At 35.5% G+C, this 15885-nt stretch carries 15 protein-coding genes; 10 read left to right on the top strand and 5 right to left on the bottom strand.

Annotated features, from left to right (window positions below; all coding sequences use genetic code 11):
- Positions 1–74 precede the first annotated feature (74 nt).
- Positions 75–509, top strand: a complete 435-nt coding sequence (locus CSC80_RS11850; RefSeq protein ID WP_074673562.1) for a hypothetical protein — start codon at positions 75–77, stop codon at positions 507–509.
- Between the two features lie 82 nt (positions 510–591).
- Here the strand turns inward: CSC80_RS11850 and CSC80_RS11845 are convergent, their stop codons facing one another.
- The 5 genes from CSC80_RS11845 to CSC80_RS11825 all read right to left on the bottom strand — a co-directional run bounded on the left by CSC80_RS11845 (position 592) and on the right by CSC80_RS11825 (position 8176).
- The gene (locus CSC80_RS11845; protein WP_099192050.1) at positions 592–1257 is read right to left on the bottom strand and encodes a helix-hairpin-helix domain-containing protein; all 666 of its coding nucleotides are present in this window, start codon (positions 1255–1257) and stop codon (positions 592–594) included.
- Positions 1258–1466: 209 nt separating this feature from the next.
- Complete coding sequence (locus tag CSC80_RS11840) at positions 1467–2513, bottom strand: adenylate/guanylate cyclase domain-containing protein (protein WP_180268613.1); 1047 nt, start codon at positions 2511–2513, stop codon at positions 1467–1469.
- Positions 2514–2593: 80 nt separating this feature from the next.
- Positions 2594–3937 carry a TolC family protein gene (locus CSC80_RS11835; protein WP_099192046.1) on the bottom strand — a complete coding sequence of 448 codons (1344 nt, stop codon included), beginning with the start codon at positions 3935–3937 and terminating at the stop codon, positions 2594–2596.
- Between the two features lie 16 nt (positions 3938–3953).
- Positions 3954–7073, bottom strand: a complete 3120-nt coding sequence (locus tag CSC80_RS11830; RefSeq protein WP_099192044.1) for an efflux RND transporter permease subunit — start codon at positions 7071–7073, stop codon at positions 3954–3956.
- 8 nt (positions 7074–7081) lie between these two features.
- Positions 7082–8176 carry an efflux RND transporter periplasmic adaptor subunit gene (locus tag CSC80_RS11825; RefSeq protein WP_099192042.1) on the bottom strand — a complete coding sequence of 365 codons (1095 nt, stop codon included), beginning with the start codon at positions 8174–8176 and terminating at the stop codon, positions 7082–7084.
- Between the two features lie 158 nt (positions 8177–8334).
- On the opposite strand from CSC80_RS11825, the gene CSC80_RS11820 reads away from it, so the two are divergent.
- The 9 genes from CSC80_RS11820 to CSC80_RS11780 all read left to right on the top strand — a co-directional run bounded on the left by CSC80_RS11820 (position 8335) and on the right by CSC80_RS11780 (position 15803).
- Positions 8335–9231 carry an AraC family transcriptional regulator gene (locus tag CSC80_RS11820; protein ID WP_099192040.1) on the top strand — a complete coding sequence of 299 codons (897 nt, stop codon included), beginning with the start codon at positions 8335–8337 and terminating at the stop codon, positions 9229–9231.
- A 106-nt stretch (positions 9232–9337) separates the two neighbouring features.
- The gene (locus CSC80_RS11815) at positions 9338–9667 is read left to right on the top strand and encodes a metalloregulator ArsR/SmtB family transcription factor (RefSeq protein WP_099192038.1); all 330 of its coding nucleotides are present in this window, start codon (positions 9338–9340) and stop codon (positions 9665–9667) included.
- Positions 9668–9738: 71 nt separating this feature from the next.
- On the top strand, positions 9739–10206 hold the full coding sequence (locus CSC80_RS11810; RefSeq protein ID WP_099192036.1) for a DUF6428 family protein: 468 nt from the start codon (positions 9739–9741) through the stop codon (positions 10204–10206).
- 21 nt (positions 10207–10227) lie between these two features.
- Positions 10228–10860, top strand: a complete 633-nt coding sequence (locus tag CSC80_RS11805) for a protein-tyrosine-phosphatase (protein ID WP_099192034.1) — start codon at positions 10228–10230, stop codon at positions 10858–10860.
- A 2-nt stretch (positions 10861–10862) separates the two neighbouring features.
- Complete coding sequence (arsB, locus tag CSC80_RS11800; RefSeq protein WP_099192032.1) at positions 10863–11918, top strand: ACR3 family arsenite efflux transporter; 1056 nt, start codon at positions 10863–10865, stop codon at positions 11916–11918.
- 350 nt (positions 11919–12268) lie between these two features.
- Positions 12269–13378 carry an MBL fold metallo-hydrolase gene (locus CSC80_RS11795; protein WP_058105895.1) on the top strand — a complete coding sequence of 370 codons (1110 nt, stop codon included), beginning with the start codon at positions 12269–12271 and terminating at the stop codon, positions 13376–13378.
- Positions 13379–13480: 102 nt separating this feature from the next.
- Complete coding sequence (locus CSC80_RS11790) at positions 13481–14083, top strand: TetR/AcrR family transcriptional regulator (RefSeq protein ID WP_099192030.1); 603 nt, start codon at positions 13481–13483, stop codon at positions 14081–14083.
- Between the two features lie 53 nt (positions 14084–14136).
- Entirely contained in the window at positions 14137–14919 is a 783-nt protein-coding gene (locus tag CSC80_RS11785) for a haloacid dehalogenase type II (RefSeq protein ID WP_099192028.1), read from the top strand.
- Positions 14920–14987: 68 nt separating this feature from the next.
- Entirely contained in the window at positions 14988–15803 is an 816-nt protein-coding gene (locus CSC80_RS11780) for a DUF6503 family protein (RefSeq protein WP_099192026.1), read from the top strand.
- Positions 15804–15885 lie beyond the last annotated feature (82 nt).

The raw sequence follows: 15885 nt of genomic DNA, 5'->3' as shown, positions 1-15885 counted from the left end.
TCATAGGGAAACAAAAAACCAACAGCCAATATTAGTTCATGTTATACGTTATTTAAGCTCAAAACAAAATTATCATGCTTAAAAAAATAATTATTACACTCCTCCTAATCATTGTATTTGTTAAAAACGGTAACGCCCAAGAATTACAAACACAAGTAGAAACTATAAATGCCTTTATAGAAGAACATAGTGAGGATAATAGAAATTACTATGCAAAAATAAATGCCACACAAGGCAACGTTTACTTCTACAATGAAATTCAGCATGCAATGCAGCTGACATTTCCTGTTCAAAAAATAGATGCCGATAATATAAAAATTACTAAAAAAGGACTCACATTCTATCCTAAAGAAAAAGGCTTGGTAGTAAAAAAGCAGTTTTCATCTTTTGCACCTAAAGACATTGGAACTGCTTGGCTCAATATTATTAAAATGAGCAAAAAAGACAAAACAGCACTACAAAGTATGATGAAAAAGTTTATCATAGATTACCAAACTGCTATGAAATAATACAAGGGATTTAAAAGACCCCTATAAATCAAAAAGCCCTAAGAATATATCTTAGGGCTTTTGCTATATATAATGTTGGCGATTATTTACCACCATCTAATTTATCTTGTAGAGTTTTTAATTTATCCCAGTCACCAGAAGCTGCCAATTTAGCTTGCTTTGGCCATGTACCGGGTTTGTGCATAGTGTAACGAGGTCCAGCAGCTTTTAAAATTTCCTCTAAAGATTTTACTGATGCCTTACTAAGTGCACTGAAAGTACCATAACCATTCTCGGTCAAAATTGATGCAATTTTAGGGCCAATACCTTCAATTTTCTTAAGATCATCTTTTTTGGCCTTGGTCGTTGTTTTCTTTGCTACAGGCTTTTTGGCAACCGTCTTTTTAGCTACTGGCTTTTTAGCAGCAACTTTCTTTACAGTTTTCTTTTTTTCCGGTAAAGCACTTAAATCAACCACACTATTATCTATTCCAAAATATGGAGAAGGTACATATGCATCTGCAGCATGGTCATTAAACCATCCCTTATCATCACTCAAATACCTAAATTCGTATTTTTTACCATTTTCCAGTTTTACACTCTTCTCATAGCTACCACCTTTCTTCTCCATTTGAAAAGAACTATCGTTTGTCTGCCAATTATTAAAATCGCCCAAAAGTATTACGTTAGACGTACTAGGTGCTTCATTCTCCGCTATGGTAAAGGTGACTAATGTATATTTTCCTTTTACTTGTTTTTTCAGTGCCATTTTTATAGTATTTTATTCTATTATAAAAGTAACATAGAAAATACTCATTTTCAAAAGTTTAGGTTAAGAAATTGTTGATTTAATGTATTCGGTTAAAAAGACACCTTAAAATTGTCAAACTAATAAAATCTCTTACTCCAGATTTTTCTTCTGTAATTTAACATCACTTCATGTCAACAAATTTTTTATATAAAAAGTATGTCATAATACTAGCTTAATAAGCGATACACTTTTTCATTAGACGTTCTTCCTGTAAGCATATAGTCCCCTATATAATCCAACCGGTCTACACCATGGGTCAAAAGAGAAAAGAACGAATTAGAGAAAAGAATATCTTCATTGATTTCTTTGCATAATTGACACAATCTGGCTCCCGTATTTAAAACAGTGCCATGAAAAGCAATATCCCTTTTATAGTCCCCTACTTCAGCAATGGCTACCGTACCATAACACACACCAGATTTAAACTTAGGTACCCAACCAAACTCAGTTTTAAATTCATGTGCCGCTGCATCTAAATTATCTTGAAAATCTTTAAATAGGTCCAAGCATTGTTGTGCAGCAATATTGTTAGATTTTTGCCACGTAAGCACCGCCTCATCCCCCACATATTGGTACACCTCAGCATCATAATTTTCAATGTGATGGGTTAACTTGCTAAAGCATTCTTGTATGAGTCTGCTATATTTAAGGTGCCCAATTTCTTCGGCTATTGTCGTAGACTGATTAAGGTCTAAAAACATAAAAATACGCTGAGCTTCTTTCGGTTTAAAATATGTACCCATGATGATATCATAAAGATTTGTAGAACCAAATTTTCTAGAAACCTGTGCATATAAACTGAAATGAAAACTAACTACAAAAAAATATATGATATAGAATATATTTAGTGAAGACCCTAAATAGGCATAATGTGCATTGACCGCTTCATTAGAACTTGGTGGCATTAATTCAAAAATTATATATGTACCTACAAAATGAATAAAATACATCACCGCAAATTGTAAAATGGCTTTTATGAATACCACTTTAGCAAACGGATAATCCCTAAGCATTTTACGTAACAAAAAAACATCGCTTGCGCTAATTACCAAACAGTAAACCAGCACAAAAGGTAAAATTGAGGTAAACGTATATTCTAAATAAGCAAGCCAATCTTCACTTTGAAAATTTTTTATATTCAACACTATGTCAAACACCATTATAGCAATTAGCCACATTACCGCCAGGGTCAACATTCTAAATATCTGTTTCATTTTCATACGGACCTGATATTCCTTATTGATGCTGGCAATCTAGAAATTACTGAAATATAAAGTTTAGGTTATAGCTTTGGTTATTGTTTTAAACTCTCTAAAGTTGGAACTACCAATTGATCCGTTCTGTACAGATAAGTGATTTCTTTATTTTCATAATTTGTATAGGCATCTATCAATGTAGATTGGGCATTCTGCGCCATGGCTTGTGCATCTAATAAATCGGTTAAATTACTTAAGCCGTTATCATAATTGTCCCTGTTCACTTTTAAGTTTTCTTCTGCCAATTGCTTGTTTTCCAATGCATATTGAATTTGCTCATGTGCATTCAATAAATCATACCAGCTTTGGGTAATAGCCACTTTTAATTGATCTATACCATCCATTCGGTTGTTCTGGGCTATTTCTTCTTGTATTCTTTCTTGCTTAAGTCTTTGCTTACCGCCGCCCCACCAATCTGAAATGGGGATACTTAAAGAGCCAAAGGCAAAGCCGGTAAACTGGCTATCCAAATCATCATCAAAAGCCCCAAATTCAACGGCACTCACTCCTACCGCCAAAGAAGGTAACATATCTGCTTTTGCCATTTTTGTCTGCAGGCTACTTGCCGTTATAGACTTTTCAAGAAGCTCATAATTACTGTTACCAGTAAGATCCATATCTGGCTCGTTATACATAAAATCAGGAACCATCGTTTGATCAAAATCTGCAGCGGCTTTCATGTTTGGAGAATAAGCCACGCCTACATAAAGAGAAAAATCCAGCAATGCCAGTTTGCGCATATTCTCCAATCTACTTTTATTTAAAAGCAATTCGCTACGGTTGACCTTTACCTGTAACAATTGGTTTTTTGCAATAAGACCCGCTTCCAATAGATCCTGCTGTTGCTTTAAAAGTTCATCTAGATAAATCTCATTGGTCTCTACCACTTTTTGTTGCTCTTGTATTTGTACCAATTGCCAAAACTTATTTTCGGTTACCAACAAAACGCTATCTACCGCTTGTTCCGCCCTGATTTGTGAAGTCTCCAGTTGTATATCTGCCAATGCATTGGAATTTCTGATTTTTCCGCCGGCATAAATTACTTCGGTTGCCGTTGCACTGGCATTATATAAGTTATCTATACCATTGGGAAGAAAACCGTCTATAGGACCAATGAGGTCATTAGGCGCATATAGCCCAAGTGCACTAGCCTCTACATTAGGAAAATAGTTTGCTACCATTTCACGTTTAAAGGCTTCTGACTTCTCTATGGTCAGCAAACCGTTCTTAATGGCATTACTATGCTTTAAAGCAGCTTCTTTACTTTCTTCCAATGAAATTTGTTGGGCAAAAACATTCCCTAATATAGCTACGGAACAAAATATCGTTAAAAAGCTACGTGATTTACCAACCTTGGATAAATAAGTATTTATGTGTTTCATTACTTAAATTCTACTATTAAACATTAGTGTTGACCACTTCTTCCGTGGTAGTCTCATTATCCTCTTTTCTAAAGAACAACCAGTACAGCACAGGAAGAACAAATAAAGTAAGCACCATGGAGAACATGAGTCCGAATGCAATTACGGTACCCAGCGGTCCCCATAAACTAGAGCGACTAACGATCATAGGTATTACTCCAACAGCTGCTGCGGAAGATGTCAAGAAAATGGGGCGCATACGTCTTTCCGCTGCTAGAATAGCCGCTTTTTTAACACTATAGCCATGTTCATGCCTTAACTCATCAGCATAATCAATTAATATAATTCCGTTTCTTACTACAATACCACATAGCGCCAAAAGACCAAGGAATGAGGTAAATCCAAAAGGATACTGCATCAATATCAACCCTAAAGCCGCACCAAAAATGCTCAACGGCATGGTGATAAAACTTAATAACGCGTGCATAAAGTTTTTAAAGTGCCATAGCAGTATCAAGAAAATCAATACCACACTAAGCATAAGGGAAAGTCCCATTGGTTTATTATTCTCTATTTGCAGCTCATACTCACCACCATACTCTATTCTGATATCCTTCGGAAAGGTGATCTCATCAATATGAGGTATCATTTCTGCGAGTACCTCATTGGCAACCGCATCTTTGGTAATATCTACACGAACGGTAAGGCAACGGTTTCCATTTCTATTGGTAATTTGTTCTTGAGACCATTGCGGAGTAATCTCAGCTACTTGTCGTAAAGGAACTTTTGCTTGTTTTTGCGCAGAAATTATGGATAGCTGACGCAGATCCGATACATTTTGGCGATGCTGATTCTCACTTTTAATCTTCACATCAATAGTATACTCCTCATCCCAAACCTCGGTAGCTTTTAAGCCCGTAGTGTTCACTGCAACGGCATTGGCAATATCTCTGTTGTTTAAACCTAACCTTGCAGCTTCATTTTGCTTAACATCCATTTTAACAGCTTCTTTCATACTGCCAAAGTCAGTTCTGCTCCAAAGTGTTTTTGGGGTATTACGTGCAATATTGATTATCGTATCGCCATACTTTTTAAGCTGATCAACATCAGTACCATACAACCTTACCTCTATAGGCGCGTTGGTACCTGCCATATCCAATTGCTTCATCCTTAAATATGCATTTGGATACATATCCGCATATTTTTCATCATACTCGTTCAAAACCTCAACCGTAGCATCGTCAGATATGGTGGTTACCAAAATTTGCGCATAGTTTTTTGCTGGCAGGTTTGGTGCATACAGCGTATGGAAACGAGGAGAACTTTGACCAATAAAACTGGTGTAAAATGCTACACGTTCATCGGCTTTTAATACTTTCTCCAATCCGTTTACCACCTTGGTAGTTTCATCTAGACTACTCCCTGGGTTTAAATTGATCTCTATTGAGAATTGATTACGTTCCACTTTTGGAAATAACTGCTGGCTAATGCCTCCAAAAAGCAATACACCTACCACTACTGCCGCAATACCTAAACCAATGGTCAATTTATAACGCTCCATGGCTTTGTTGACCGCATTATCAAAAAAGGACTGCAGCCTGTCCAACATAGATTTTTTATCATCTTGTCCTTTTTCTTGAGGGTTATCATGTAATCCCTTTTTTATGAAAAGTGAATTAATGAAAGGCACCAATAAAATAGATATAATCAAGGATAATGTAAGCGCAATAATTATAACGTACGGAAATGCACTAATAAAATCTGACGCCACACCTTCCATGAAGAACAACAACGGATAAAATGTTGCCGAGATAGCCAATGTTGCGGTAAATACAGATGGGAAAAGCTCTTTGGCGCTACTCACGGCAGCTTCAGGTATTGACATACCCTCATCAAGTTTTTCTACATAGTTATCTATAATTACAATAGGATCATCTACCACAATACCAAGCACCACAATAAGCGCCGCTAACGTTACCGTATTCAGTTCTATTCCCATAAAATACATTATGGCAAGTGTTGCAGAAATGGTAATAGGTATGGTTGCTGCCGCCACCGATGCCACCCTGAACGGAAGCAATATTAGGGTAACGATGATTACACCGATCAAGGCATAACCAAACTCTTTCATAAAGTGGCTTATAGAATGATCGACCACTTCTGGCTGATTCGCAATTTTTGTAATGGTAATATCACTTGGCAATTCACTGATCACCTTTTCTAATCGCTCATCTATTTCTTCACCGAATTGAACAATGTTGCCTTTCTTAGCCATTTCTAAAGTAATGATCATACCCTTAGAGCCGCTAATGGTCAAATAAGAATCTGGGTCATCATATTCACGAACAACACGGGCAACATCTCGTACTCGTATGATATTTCCGTTTTCTTCCGTTTTTATGGATTGATTAGCAATATCAGCTTCGGTCTTCAAAGAAGTTTCAAGATAGATAGGTCTTTCCCTTTCTGAATTTTCCAAGGAACCCGCGCTAACCACGGCACCTTGATTTTGTAAACTATTAGAAATACTGCTAGGCGTTATGCCATAACTAGCCAATTTATCTTGATCCACATACACGGCAATTTGCTCTGTAAGTCCGCCCGAATGCGAAATTTTTGCCATGTTATCAATCTGTCGTAATTCATCTTCGATATCCTCTACATGGCGTTGCAGATCTTTGTACGGTCTAGAATCTGACTGTACACCAAGAATTAAGGCAGCCGTACTACCAAAATCACTGTTTACCATAACACCCTGAACTTCTCTAGGAAGCTCAAGCTGTTGAAAGATCAACACCTCTGACTTTAGCTTATTCCAAAACTGTTCAGTAGCATTATGGTCTATTTTGTCCGATATCTCTACATAGATGTACATTAGACCATCCTTGGAATACGAATAGGTCTTGGTCTTGTCAACCTCATTGTACCCAAATAAAAACTCTTCTACTTTTGATGTCAATTCTTGCTCTACCTTTTCAGAAGAGGCACCCGGATACGACCCAATAATAAGACCTTGTCTTATGGTAAAGTCGGGGAATTCGTTTCTAGGCATGTTAAATAGCCCATAAGCACCCATGAGCACCAAGCATAACGCAAGTACTATAGGAAATGTAGAATGTTTAAAGGCCCAATCTATGGCTCCGCTTTTTTTCTTCATCTTAAAAACTACTTAGCGTCATTAACAATTTCTACCGATGTACTCTGTGTTAGTTTGTGATAACCAGATATAATAAGATGATCTCCTTTGGCTAGTCCCTTTTTAACCACTATACCACTATCATACAATTCGCCAGTTTCTATATATTTTCTTTCTGCAATACCATTATCAACTATATATACATACTGTTTACCATCTTCTGTAACCGCAATACTTTCTGAAGGAATCACGATAACCTCTTTTAAATTTTTATCCTGGTCTACCTTATCCTGTAAACGCACATTACAGGTCATACCAGGTTTTATCTGTTTATCAGGATTGTTCAATTTTACGTATGCCGTATACACTGGTGAACCTTGATTGGATCGTATGGAAACTTCATCAACAATTCCTATAACTGATTTGTCCAATGTTGGGAGATTTACATTTGCAGAATCACCTTTTGTTATGGAATTGATTTCTCCATCAGGTATTGGAAATACAGCTTTTACAGCGTTAATATTCACGATCTCCACTATCGGTTGACCAGGTTGTGCCAAATCTCCAACATCCATCATTTTGTCACTTACATACCCGTCCATTGGGGCATATAGTTTTGCATGGCGCACATTTTCATAGGTCATTTTTGCAGCTGCCTGTGCCTGCTCATATTGTGATCTAGCTTCTAACATTCTTATCTCTGCAATACTTCCTTTTTGGAAGACATTATTGATACGCTCGTAATTTTCTTTTGCCAAACGCACCTGGGCAAGTTGTTGTTCATATTGACTAGAGTAAATAGTAGCATCAATTTGCGCGATCAATTGGTTCTTCTTTACAAAGTCGCCAATAGATACAGGAACATGCAATACATTACCAGATACTTGAAAGCTAGACTTTATAGCTACATCTGCTTCTATTGTACCATTATAAGCTACTTTAGTTTGAGAATTATTGGTATTGAGACCAACGTTCATAACCTCTACCTTAATGGTTTTATTTACCTTGGGTTTTTCTTCGTTACCACAGCTTATAGTTAATAGCACCAAAAAAACAATTGAAAGACTTTTTGGTAGATACCACAGGTATTTATTCTTCATACCAAATTCAGATTTACGCATCATATTAGAATTATCTATTTTGAGGCGCAAAGTTAACGTAGCATTTAATCGTAAAAATGGTAATTAAATGTCCTATTATGGTATTATTAGAACATTACACCATAAAAAAGCATTATTTAGCTCATAAAATGGTACTTTTAAATAAATAAATACCATTTTTTATGGAAGACATACCACAAATTGGAATACCGGAACTGTACGCTGATTACGCAAATCAAAAGAGTAGCACGCAGCCGAAATTTATTTTACTGAAGCCTGAAAATATGCCCGAATACATAAAAAGTGGCAATCCGTTTAGAAACGTTAACTACGGTATCTCATTTTTTGTGGAAAGCAATAGTGAACTAAATATTGATTTCAATAGTTACAAACCCAAAAAAAACACGGTTTATTTTGGAAGCCCCGGGCAAGTATTCGCCATTAACGGTGAGTTTACAGAAGGTATTGGCGTACTCTTTCAAGCAGACTTTATATTAAGACATGGAGCACAACAATGGTTACAATCCTTACCCATTTTCAATAGATTTTTAAGTGAGCCTTTTATTGAATTATCAGAAGAAGATTTACTGATGTTTCAACGACTTATAAATGAAATGGACACCGAATATGTAAATGATGATTTTTTAAAGTATGAAATGCTTGAAGCTCAACTCACCCAAGTTCTCGTAAAACTATCAAGACTTTACCGAGCTTCAAAAGAAAATAAAGTAACTGTTGACACCCAGCATATGATGGCTTTAGAGTCTTTAATAAACAAACAGTTTAAAAACAATAGAAGTGTGGTAGATTATGCCGCTCAATTATATATGACACCGCAAAACCTTAACCGCATTACCAAAAAGGCTATGGGCAAGAGCGTAAGTGAACTCATCAATGAAAAGTTGATTATAGAAATAAAAAGGTACCTAGTATATACGGATATGAGTAGCGAAGAAATTGCCCATTTCTTTAATTTTTATGACAATTCATATTTTACAAAAACATTTAAAAAAGCTGTAGGCGAAACTCCTAAAGCCTTTAGAAAGAAGCAAAAAGAATTATTTTTCCCTACGAAATAGGCTCTAATTTATATTTATAGCCTTCACATAACACAAATTTAACGATCAATTATCTTTGTTGCTCTACATTATATCGTAATATTGCAATGAAACAATTATTTAAAGAATGGGTTTAGCAAAAACTGAAATGTTTACTGATGAGCAGAACAAGATATCCTTGTTCGCTAAAGCATTTGGTCACCCTGCCCGTGTAGCCATTTTACAACATCTATTTAAAATTGATACTTGTATCTGTGGAGATTTGGTCAATGAAATAGGTTTAGCACAACCCACTATTTCACAGCATTTAAAAGAACTTAAAAATTTAGGTTTAATTAAAGGCAATGTAGAAGGCACCAGTGTTTGCTATTGTATTAACAAAGAAAATTGGGCGAGCATGAAAGATATTATGACACACTTTCTAGATCAAGATATTTCTAACAATAATTGTTGTTAAAAAAATTTGATTCCTTTTATCGCATTATTGCGATATACTAATATAAATACGAAAATTTAAAACATAGCATTATGAAACTATCAGAAGTTAAAAAGCACTTAGCAGCACTTGAAACTATCGCCTTTCAATTACCGAATGGCGAATTGGTACCAAATCACTTTCACGTTACCGAGGTAGGTAAAATAACCAAAAACTTTATTGATTGTGGCGGCACGGTACGTAATGAAGAAGTGGTCAACTTTCAACTATGGAATGCAGATGATTATGACCACAGATTACACCCAGAGAAATTAATACATATTATTGAACTATCTGAAAAGGTACTGGGAATAGAAGATTTGGAAATAGAAGTTGAGTACCAAGGCAATACCATTGAGAAATTCGGATTAGATTTTGACGGTACCAATTTTAGACTAACATCTAAGCAAACGGACTGTTTGGCAAAAGACAACTGTGGCATACCGGCAGAAAAACCAAAATTAAATCTTTCAGAAATCAATAATGAACCTTGTTGTTCACCAGACGGAAACTGCTGTTAACCATTAATAATACACCATAACATGATCACTAAAGAAACAACTATGTTACCAGAAATAGCGCAATTCATCAGCTCTTTACGTACTGATTCAATTACAGAAGAACGCAAAGAAGTTTTACAACCGCTAATAGATTTTATTCAACAGAAAACAACAGCTAATTCAGCTATTAGAATAAATTTTATTTGCACCCACAATTCAAGAAGAAGTCATCTATCTCAAGTATGGGCACAGACGATGGCAACATATTTCAAAATTAAAAATGTGAATTGCTATTCTGGTGGAACGGAGGCTACCGCCTTATTTCCAATGGTTGCAGAAACTTTAAAGAATCAAGGATTTCAGATTCAAAAACTTTCAGAAACCAGCAATCCGGTTTATGCCATTAAATTTTCTGAGAACGAACATCCGGTTATAGGTTTTTCAAAATCATATGAAGATCCGTTTAATCCTGCGTCAGAATTTGCAGCGGTGATGACATGCTCCCAAGCAGATGGCGGTTGCCCATTTATTGCTGGTGCAGAAAAAAGGGTTCCTATTACTTTTGAAGACCCAAAGGCTTTTGACAACACACCGCAACAAGCTGAAAAATACGCTGAAAGAAGTATTCAAATTGCAACAGAATTGTTTTACATATTCTCACAAATCAACAAATAGAAATGGCATCTAAAAAATTAAGTTTTCTAGATAAAAATTTAACTTGGTGGATATTTGCCGCAATGGCTTTAGGCGTTGGAATCGGTTATTTTTTTCCAAGCTTTCCAGATATCATAAACACCTTCAACAGTGGTACAACCAATATTCCTATTGCCATAGGTCTCATACTAATGATGTATCCGCCATTGGCTAAAGTGAACTATGCGTTGCTACCTAAGGTATTTAGAAACACTAAAATTCTGTCTATCTCCTTAATCCTAAATTGGATAATTGGTCCGGTGTTAATGTTCATCTTGGCAATTACCTTTTTATCAGATTATCCAGAATATATGGTAGGTCTTATACTCATTGGTTTGGCTCGTTGTATTGCCATGGTATTGGTTTGGAACGATCTTGCCGATGGTAGCAGTGAATATGGAGCAGGTTTAGTAGCATTGAACAGTATATTTCAAGTATTTGCATACAGTTTTTACGCTTGGATATTTATCACCGTGCTTCCTCCCTACTTCGGTTTTGAGGGTGCCATAGTAGATATATCAATTGGTACCATTGCAGAAAGTGTAGCCATTTATTTAGGGTTACCATTTTTAATGGGGATATTAAGTAGATTGATTTTGGTGAAATTAAAAGGCGAAGAATGGTACACCACCAAATTTATTCCCGCCATATCACCTATGACTTTGATAGCGCTATTATTTACCATTGTTATCATGTTCTCTTTAAAAGGGGAACTGATTGTAGAAATACCAATGGATGTGCTGATTATTGCAGTACCGTTACTGATCTATTTTACATTAATGTTTATCATAGGTTTCTTTTTTACCAAGGCAACCGGAGCGGAATATGATAAAACAGCCTCTGTGGCCTTCACGGCAGCCGGAAACAATTTTGAATTGGCCATTGCTGTTGCAATTGCCGTATTCGGTCTAAATTCCGGTCAAGCATTTACTGGAGTTATTGGTCCTTTGGTTGAGGTACCTGCATTGATTTTTTTAGTAAAGGTTTCCTTTTGGTTGAAGAAAAAATACTTTTCAAAAACTACATCTCAAACGGTATAGAGTTATGGGTTAATATGCTATTCTGTGGCATAAATAAATAGAATACATAATCCGTTAATTAGGGTCTAAGCATTAAGCTTAGACCCTAATTTTTTATAATCAATGCTCGTTTTTGGACTAATTGGGAAAATGTGTTCAATAATTGGTAAATAGTGTACGGATATGGTATTGTATCTGCTTAATTTTGAACCCAAAATTAAGCGAAGGTCATATTTAAAATAATAAGCATCCCTAAATCACAAAGTGCGAATACGTATATTCACTTTTTAAACGCTTTACTTGACCGAAGCGGTACACAAACCAAGTGCATCAAATAATAGTAAATGTTCAAGAAAATTTTAAAAAAAATAATGATAGCAATAGTATCTATTATAGGAGTTTTAGTGGTGATCTATTTATTATTCACCAATTATTACCCAAGCTTTGGCGGAGATGTTTCAAAAGAGCAACAAAAAACCTATCAACTATCCAGTAACTATAAAGATGGTAAATTCAGAAATAGTAATGATGTACCAAAAGAAATGAGTTTAAGTGAAACCTTAAGCCTGGTATACACGTTCTTTACCACAAAAGTACCTAATGGAAGACCTACAAAAGATATTATTCCACAACATCTAAAAAAGGTAAATGTTTCAAATTACAAAGGTGATACCAGGCTGATCTGGTTTGGTCATTCTTCCTTTTTATTACAGATAAATGGAAAAAATATCCTCATAGATCCAATGTTCGGCAAAGTACCTGCACCTCACCCGCTATTGGGCAGCAGCCGTTTCAATAAAGAATTCCCCATAGAAATTGATCAGCTGCCTGTCATAGATGCCGTAATATATTCGCATGATCATTATGATCATTTAGATTATGAATCGGTTTTAAAGATCAAGGATAAAACCAAACACTTCTATACACCACTTGGGGTTGGTGTTCATTTGAGTGCTTGGAACATACCAAAAGAGAAAATTACAGAAATGGACTGGTGGCAAGAAACGGCACTGGACGATATAAGATTAGTATGTACTCCGGCACAGCATTTTTCTGGCAGAAAAATGAATAACGGTCAAAGTACATTATGGAGCTCTTGGGTGATTACCACAACAACAGATAATATATTTTTTAGTGGTGACAGTGGGTATGCAAGCCATTTTAAAGAAATTGGAGATACATATGGTCCGTTTGATCTGGCTTTAATGGAGTGCGGCCAGTACAATGAAAAATGGTCAGATATACATATGATGCCTGAAGAAACAGCTATGGCAGGCGTAGATATTAAAGCTAAAAATGTAATGCCAATACACTGGGCCGGTTTTAAATTGGCCTTACATGAATGGACAGATCCCATTGTACGAGTGAAGGCTAAGGCAAAAGAATTGAACCTAAATATAATTTCACCGGAAATTGGACAAGAAATTATAGTAAAAGATACCGTAAACAATTATACAGATTGGTGGAAAAACTATGAATAGCCAACCTCCCATTTTATATTATTAACAGCATTTACAGTTAACAATTAGTTAAATCAGCTCAAAAAACATTCTATACCGTATTTTTTATTCGAACTTTACGATATGAAACAGGCATTAAAATCTGAACTTTCCAAACAACTAATTCTTAACGAAGCCTTTAAGTTGTTTTACGAAGAAGGTTTTAAAACAACAAGCATTGATAAAATAATGAAGGCAACTACGATGACCAAAGGAGCCTTCTATCACCATTATGCAAATAAAAAAGAATTAGGCATTGAAGTAATTACCCAAAAATTACAGCGTAGAGTTCAAAAAAGAATGGTATATCCTCTATACCAAAACGGTAATGCATATGCTATTTTAGAAGATACTTTTTTAAACAGCCTTAAGTCTTTCTCCATGTATGAGAAGAAACACGGTTGCCCCACAAATAATCTCATCAATGAAATTGGGGATTATGAAAATGTATATCAAAAAGCACTAAAAAATATTATAGAGGAATGGAAAAGGGCACTCGTAGAATTAATTGATAGAGGAAAGTCTGAAAATACCTTCAAAAAGAATATTTCAAGTGCTGCGGCCGCTATTTATTTAATCAGCGCCTTTGAAGGTATACGTGGAATTCGAAAACTTTATGATGATGATGAAGTAATCAACGAATATATAAATGGGCTATCTATGTACCTAAATCAAATAAAGCAATAATTTTTTTTACCCAAAAACATACCACATAGAATGTTTTTATAATTACATATATCATGAAAAACAACAGAAGAGACTTTATTAAGAAATCAACCATTTTAGGAGTAGCAGGTGCAACAATACCTGCCATAAACTTTGCTAATAAAAAAGAACCAAAGACCGATAGACCCAAAGTTCTTTTTTTTGATGTCAATGAAACCTTGTTGGATTTAACCGCAATGAAAGATAGCGTAGCCAAAGCCCTTAACGGCAGAAACGACCTGCTACCGCTATGGTTTACAAGCATGTTGCAGTACTCTTTGGTTTCCACGGTTGCCAATCAATACAGTGATTTTGCCATTATTGGCGCCGCTGCTTTACAAATGGTTGCTGCCAACAATGGTATTAAACTTAGTCATGAAGAAGCAAAAAAATCAATTGTTGATCCTATCCGTTCGCTACCTGCACACCCTGAAGTTGCTTCCTCATTGCAGCGCTTAAAAGATGCCGGCTATACTTTAGTTTCATTCACAAACTCATCCAATAAAGGAGTTGAAACACAATTTAAAAATGCAGGACTCACCAAGTATTTTGATCTACGTTTAAGCATTGAGGATATGGGCAAGTTTAAACCACATGTTGATGCGTATAATTGGGCGGCCAGAAAAATGAACATCAAACCAGAAGAGTGTTTATTGGTAGCTGCCCATGGCTGGGATATTTCTGGAGCATTATGGGCTGGCTGGAGAGGAGCATTTATTAGTAGACCAGGTGCGCAATTGTATCCACTTTCCCCTACCCCAGAAATAAATGAACAAAACTTGAAACTGGTTGCCGATAGACTTATTAGCCTACCATAAGCTTAAAACATTTATCTAGTTACATTTAAATAATCATAAACAAATTACAAGAAACTATACCTATCATCATGAATTATAAAATTTCAAGCCTAATTTTTCTTAGCATACTTACTTTCTCTTGTAAAAACGATAAAAAAGTACAGCATGAGGAAACTGTTACGTCTACCTATAAAAACAAAGGACATGAACTTGTCTCTAAAATGATTGAAAAAGTAGGTGATTACAAAACTTTAAGAAATAAGAAGGATGTAGTTTACACCTATACCTACCAAACGCCCGATGGCAAAACCGATATAACAACCGAAAAATACATTTTTGACGGTGAATTATCTTATGGAAAATACGAAAAACACCAGAGAACCTTAAGTAATTTTGATGGTCCCATTGAACAAGGCTATAACGGACAGGAATATTGGCTAAAGCATAATGGAAATATCATTGAAGATTCTGTAGCCTTAAAAAAAGTCGCTTTCAATAGACCTACTAATTTCTATTGGTTTACCATGTTTCAAAAATTATTAGATCCTGGGGTAACTTATGAATATTTAGGGGAGAAAACTGCAGATGATAAGAACTATGACATTGTTAAGGTATCGTTCGACTTTGGTAACTCCAAACTGACCGACATCTATCAATTGTATATCAACAAGAATACAATGCTAGTAGACCAATTCTTATTTACCGTTGCTGATTTTGGAGCTATGGAAACTCCTAACTTAATGGTATTGGAATATGAAAAAGTGGAGGACATACTTATTCCTACCAAACGTCAATATAAAAAATCTACATGGAATGCAGATGTTACGGATGCTCCTTGGATCAAGGTAAATTGGAGTAATATTAAGTTTGACAATGGTTTAAAACCTATTGATTTTCAGAAATAGCACTGTGTTTTTGGCATTTTATTAAATATTTGCACCTATTTGTCACAAAACTGTATTACAAAACTGTTAAAAAATATGGGGG

It is taken from the genome of Maribacter sp. 6B07, assembly GCF_002700155.1.
Classification (GTDB): Bacteria; Bacteroidota; Bacteroidia; order Flavobacteriales; family Flavobacteriaceae; genus Maribacter; species Maribacter dokdonensis.
This window is presented reverse-complemented; position numbering and strand designations above follow the sequence as displayed.

Coding starts and splice junctions, on each gene's coding strand:
- CSC80_RS11805 (WP_099192034.1), top strand. CDS start 10,228: ATGATCACTAAAGAAACAACTATGTTACCAGAAATAGCGCAATTCATC.
- CSC80_RS11810 (WP_099192036.1), top strand. CDS start 9,739: ATGAAACTATCAGAAGTTAAAAAGCACTTAGCAGCACTTGAAACTATC.
- CSC80_RS11815 (WP_099192038.1), top strand. CDS start 9,338: ATGGGTTTAGCAAAAACTGAAATGTTTACTGATGAGCAGAACAAGATA.
- CSC80_RS11840 (WP_180268613.1), bottom strand. CDS start 2,513: ATGAAACAGATATTTAGAATGTTGACCCTGGCGGTAATGTGGCTAATT.
- CSC80_RS11845 (WP_099192050.1), bottom strand. CDS start 1,257: ATGGCACTGAAAAAACAAGTAAAAGGAAAATATACATTAGTCACCTTT.
- CSC80_RS11785 (WP_099192028.1), top strand. CDS start 14,137: ATGAAAAACAACAGAAGAGACTTTATTAAGAAATCAACCATTTTAGGA.
- CSC80_RS11795 (WP_058105895.1), top strand. CDS start 12,269: ATGATAGCAATAGTATCTATTATAGGAGTTTTAGTGGTGATCTATTTA.
- CSC80_RS11790 (WP_099192030.1), top strand. CDS start 13,481: ATGAAACAGGCATTAAAATCTGAACTTTCCAAACAACTAATTCTTAAC.
- CSC80_RS11820 (WP_099192040.1), top strand. CDS start 8,335: ATGGAAGACATACCACAAATTGGAATACCGGAACTGTACGCTGATTAC.
- CSC80_RS11825 (WP_099192042.1), bottom strand. CDS start 8,176: ATGATGCGTAAATCTGAATTTGGTATGAAGAATAAATACCTGTGGTAT.
- arsB (WP_099192032.1), top strand. CDS start 10,863: ATGGCATCTAAAAAATTAAGTTTTCTAGATAAAAATTTAACTTGGTGG.
- CSC80_RS11835 (WP_099192046.1), bottom strand. CDS start 3,937: ATGAAACACATAAATACTTATTTATCCAAGGTTGGTAAATCACGTAGC.
- CSC80_RS11780 (WP_099192026.1), top strand. CDS start 14,988: ATGAATTATAAAATTTCAAGCCTAATTTTTCTTAGCATACTTACTTTC.
- CSC80_RS11830 (WP_099192044.1), bottom strand. CDS start 7,073: ATGAAGAAAAAAAGCGGAGCCATAGATTGGGCCTTTAAACATTCTACA.
- CSC80_RS11850 (WP_074673562.1), top strand. CDS start 75: ATGCTTAAAAAAATAATTATTACACTCCTCCTAATCATTGTATTTGTT.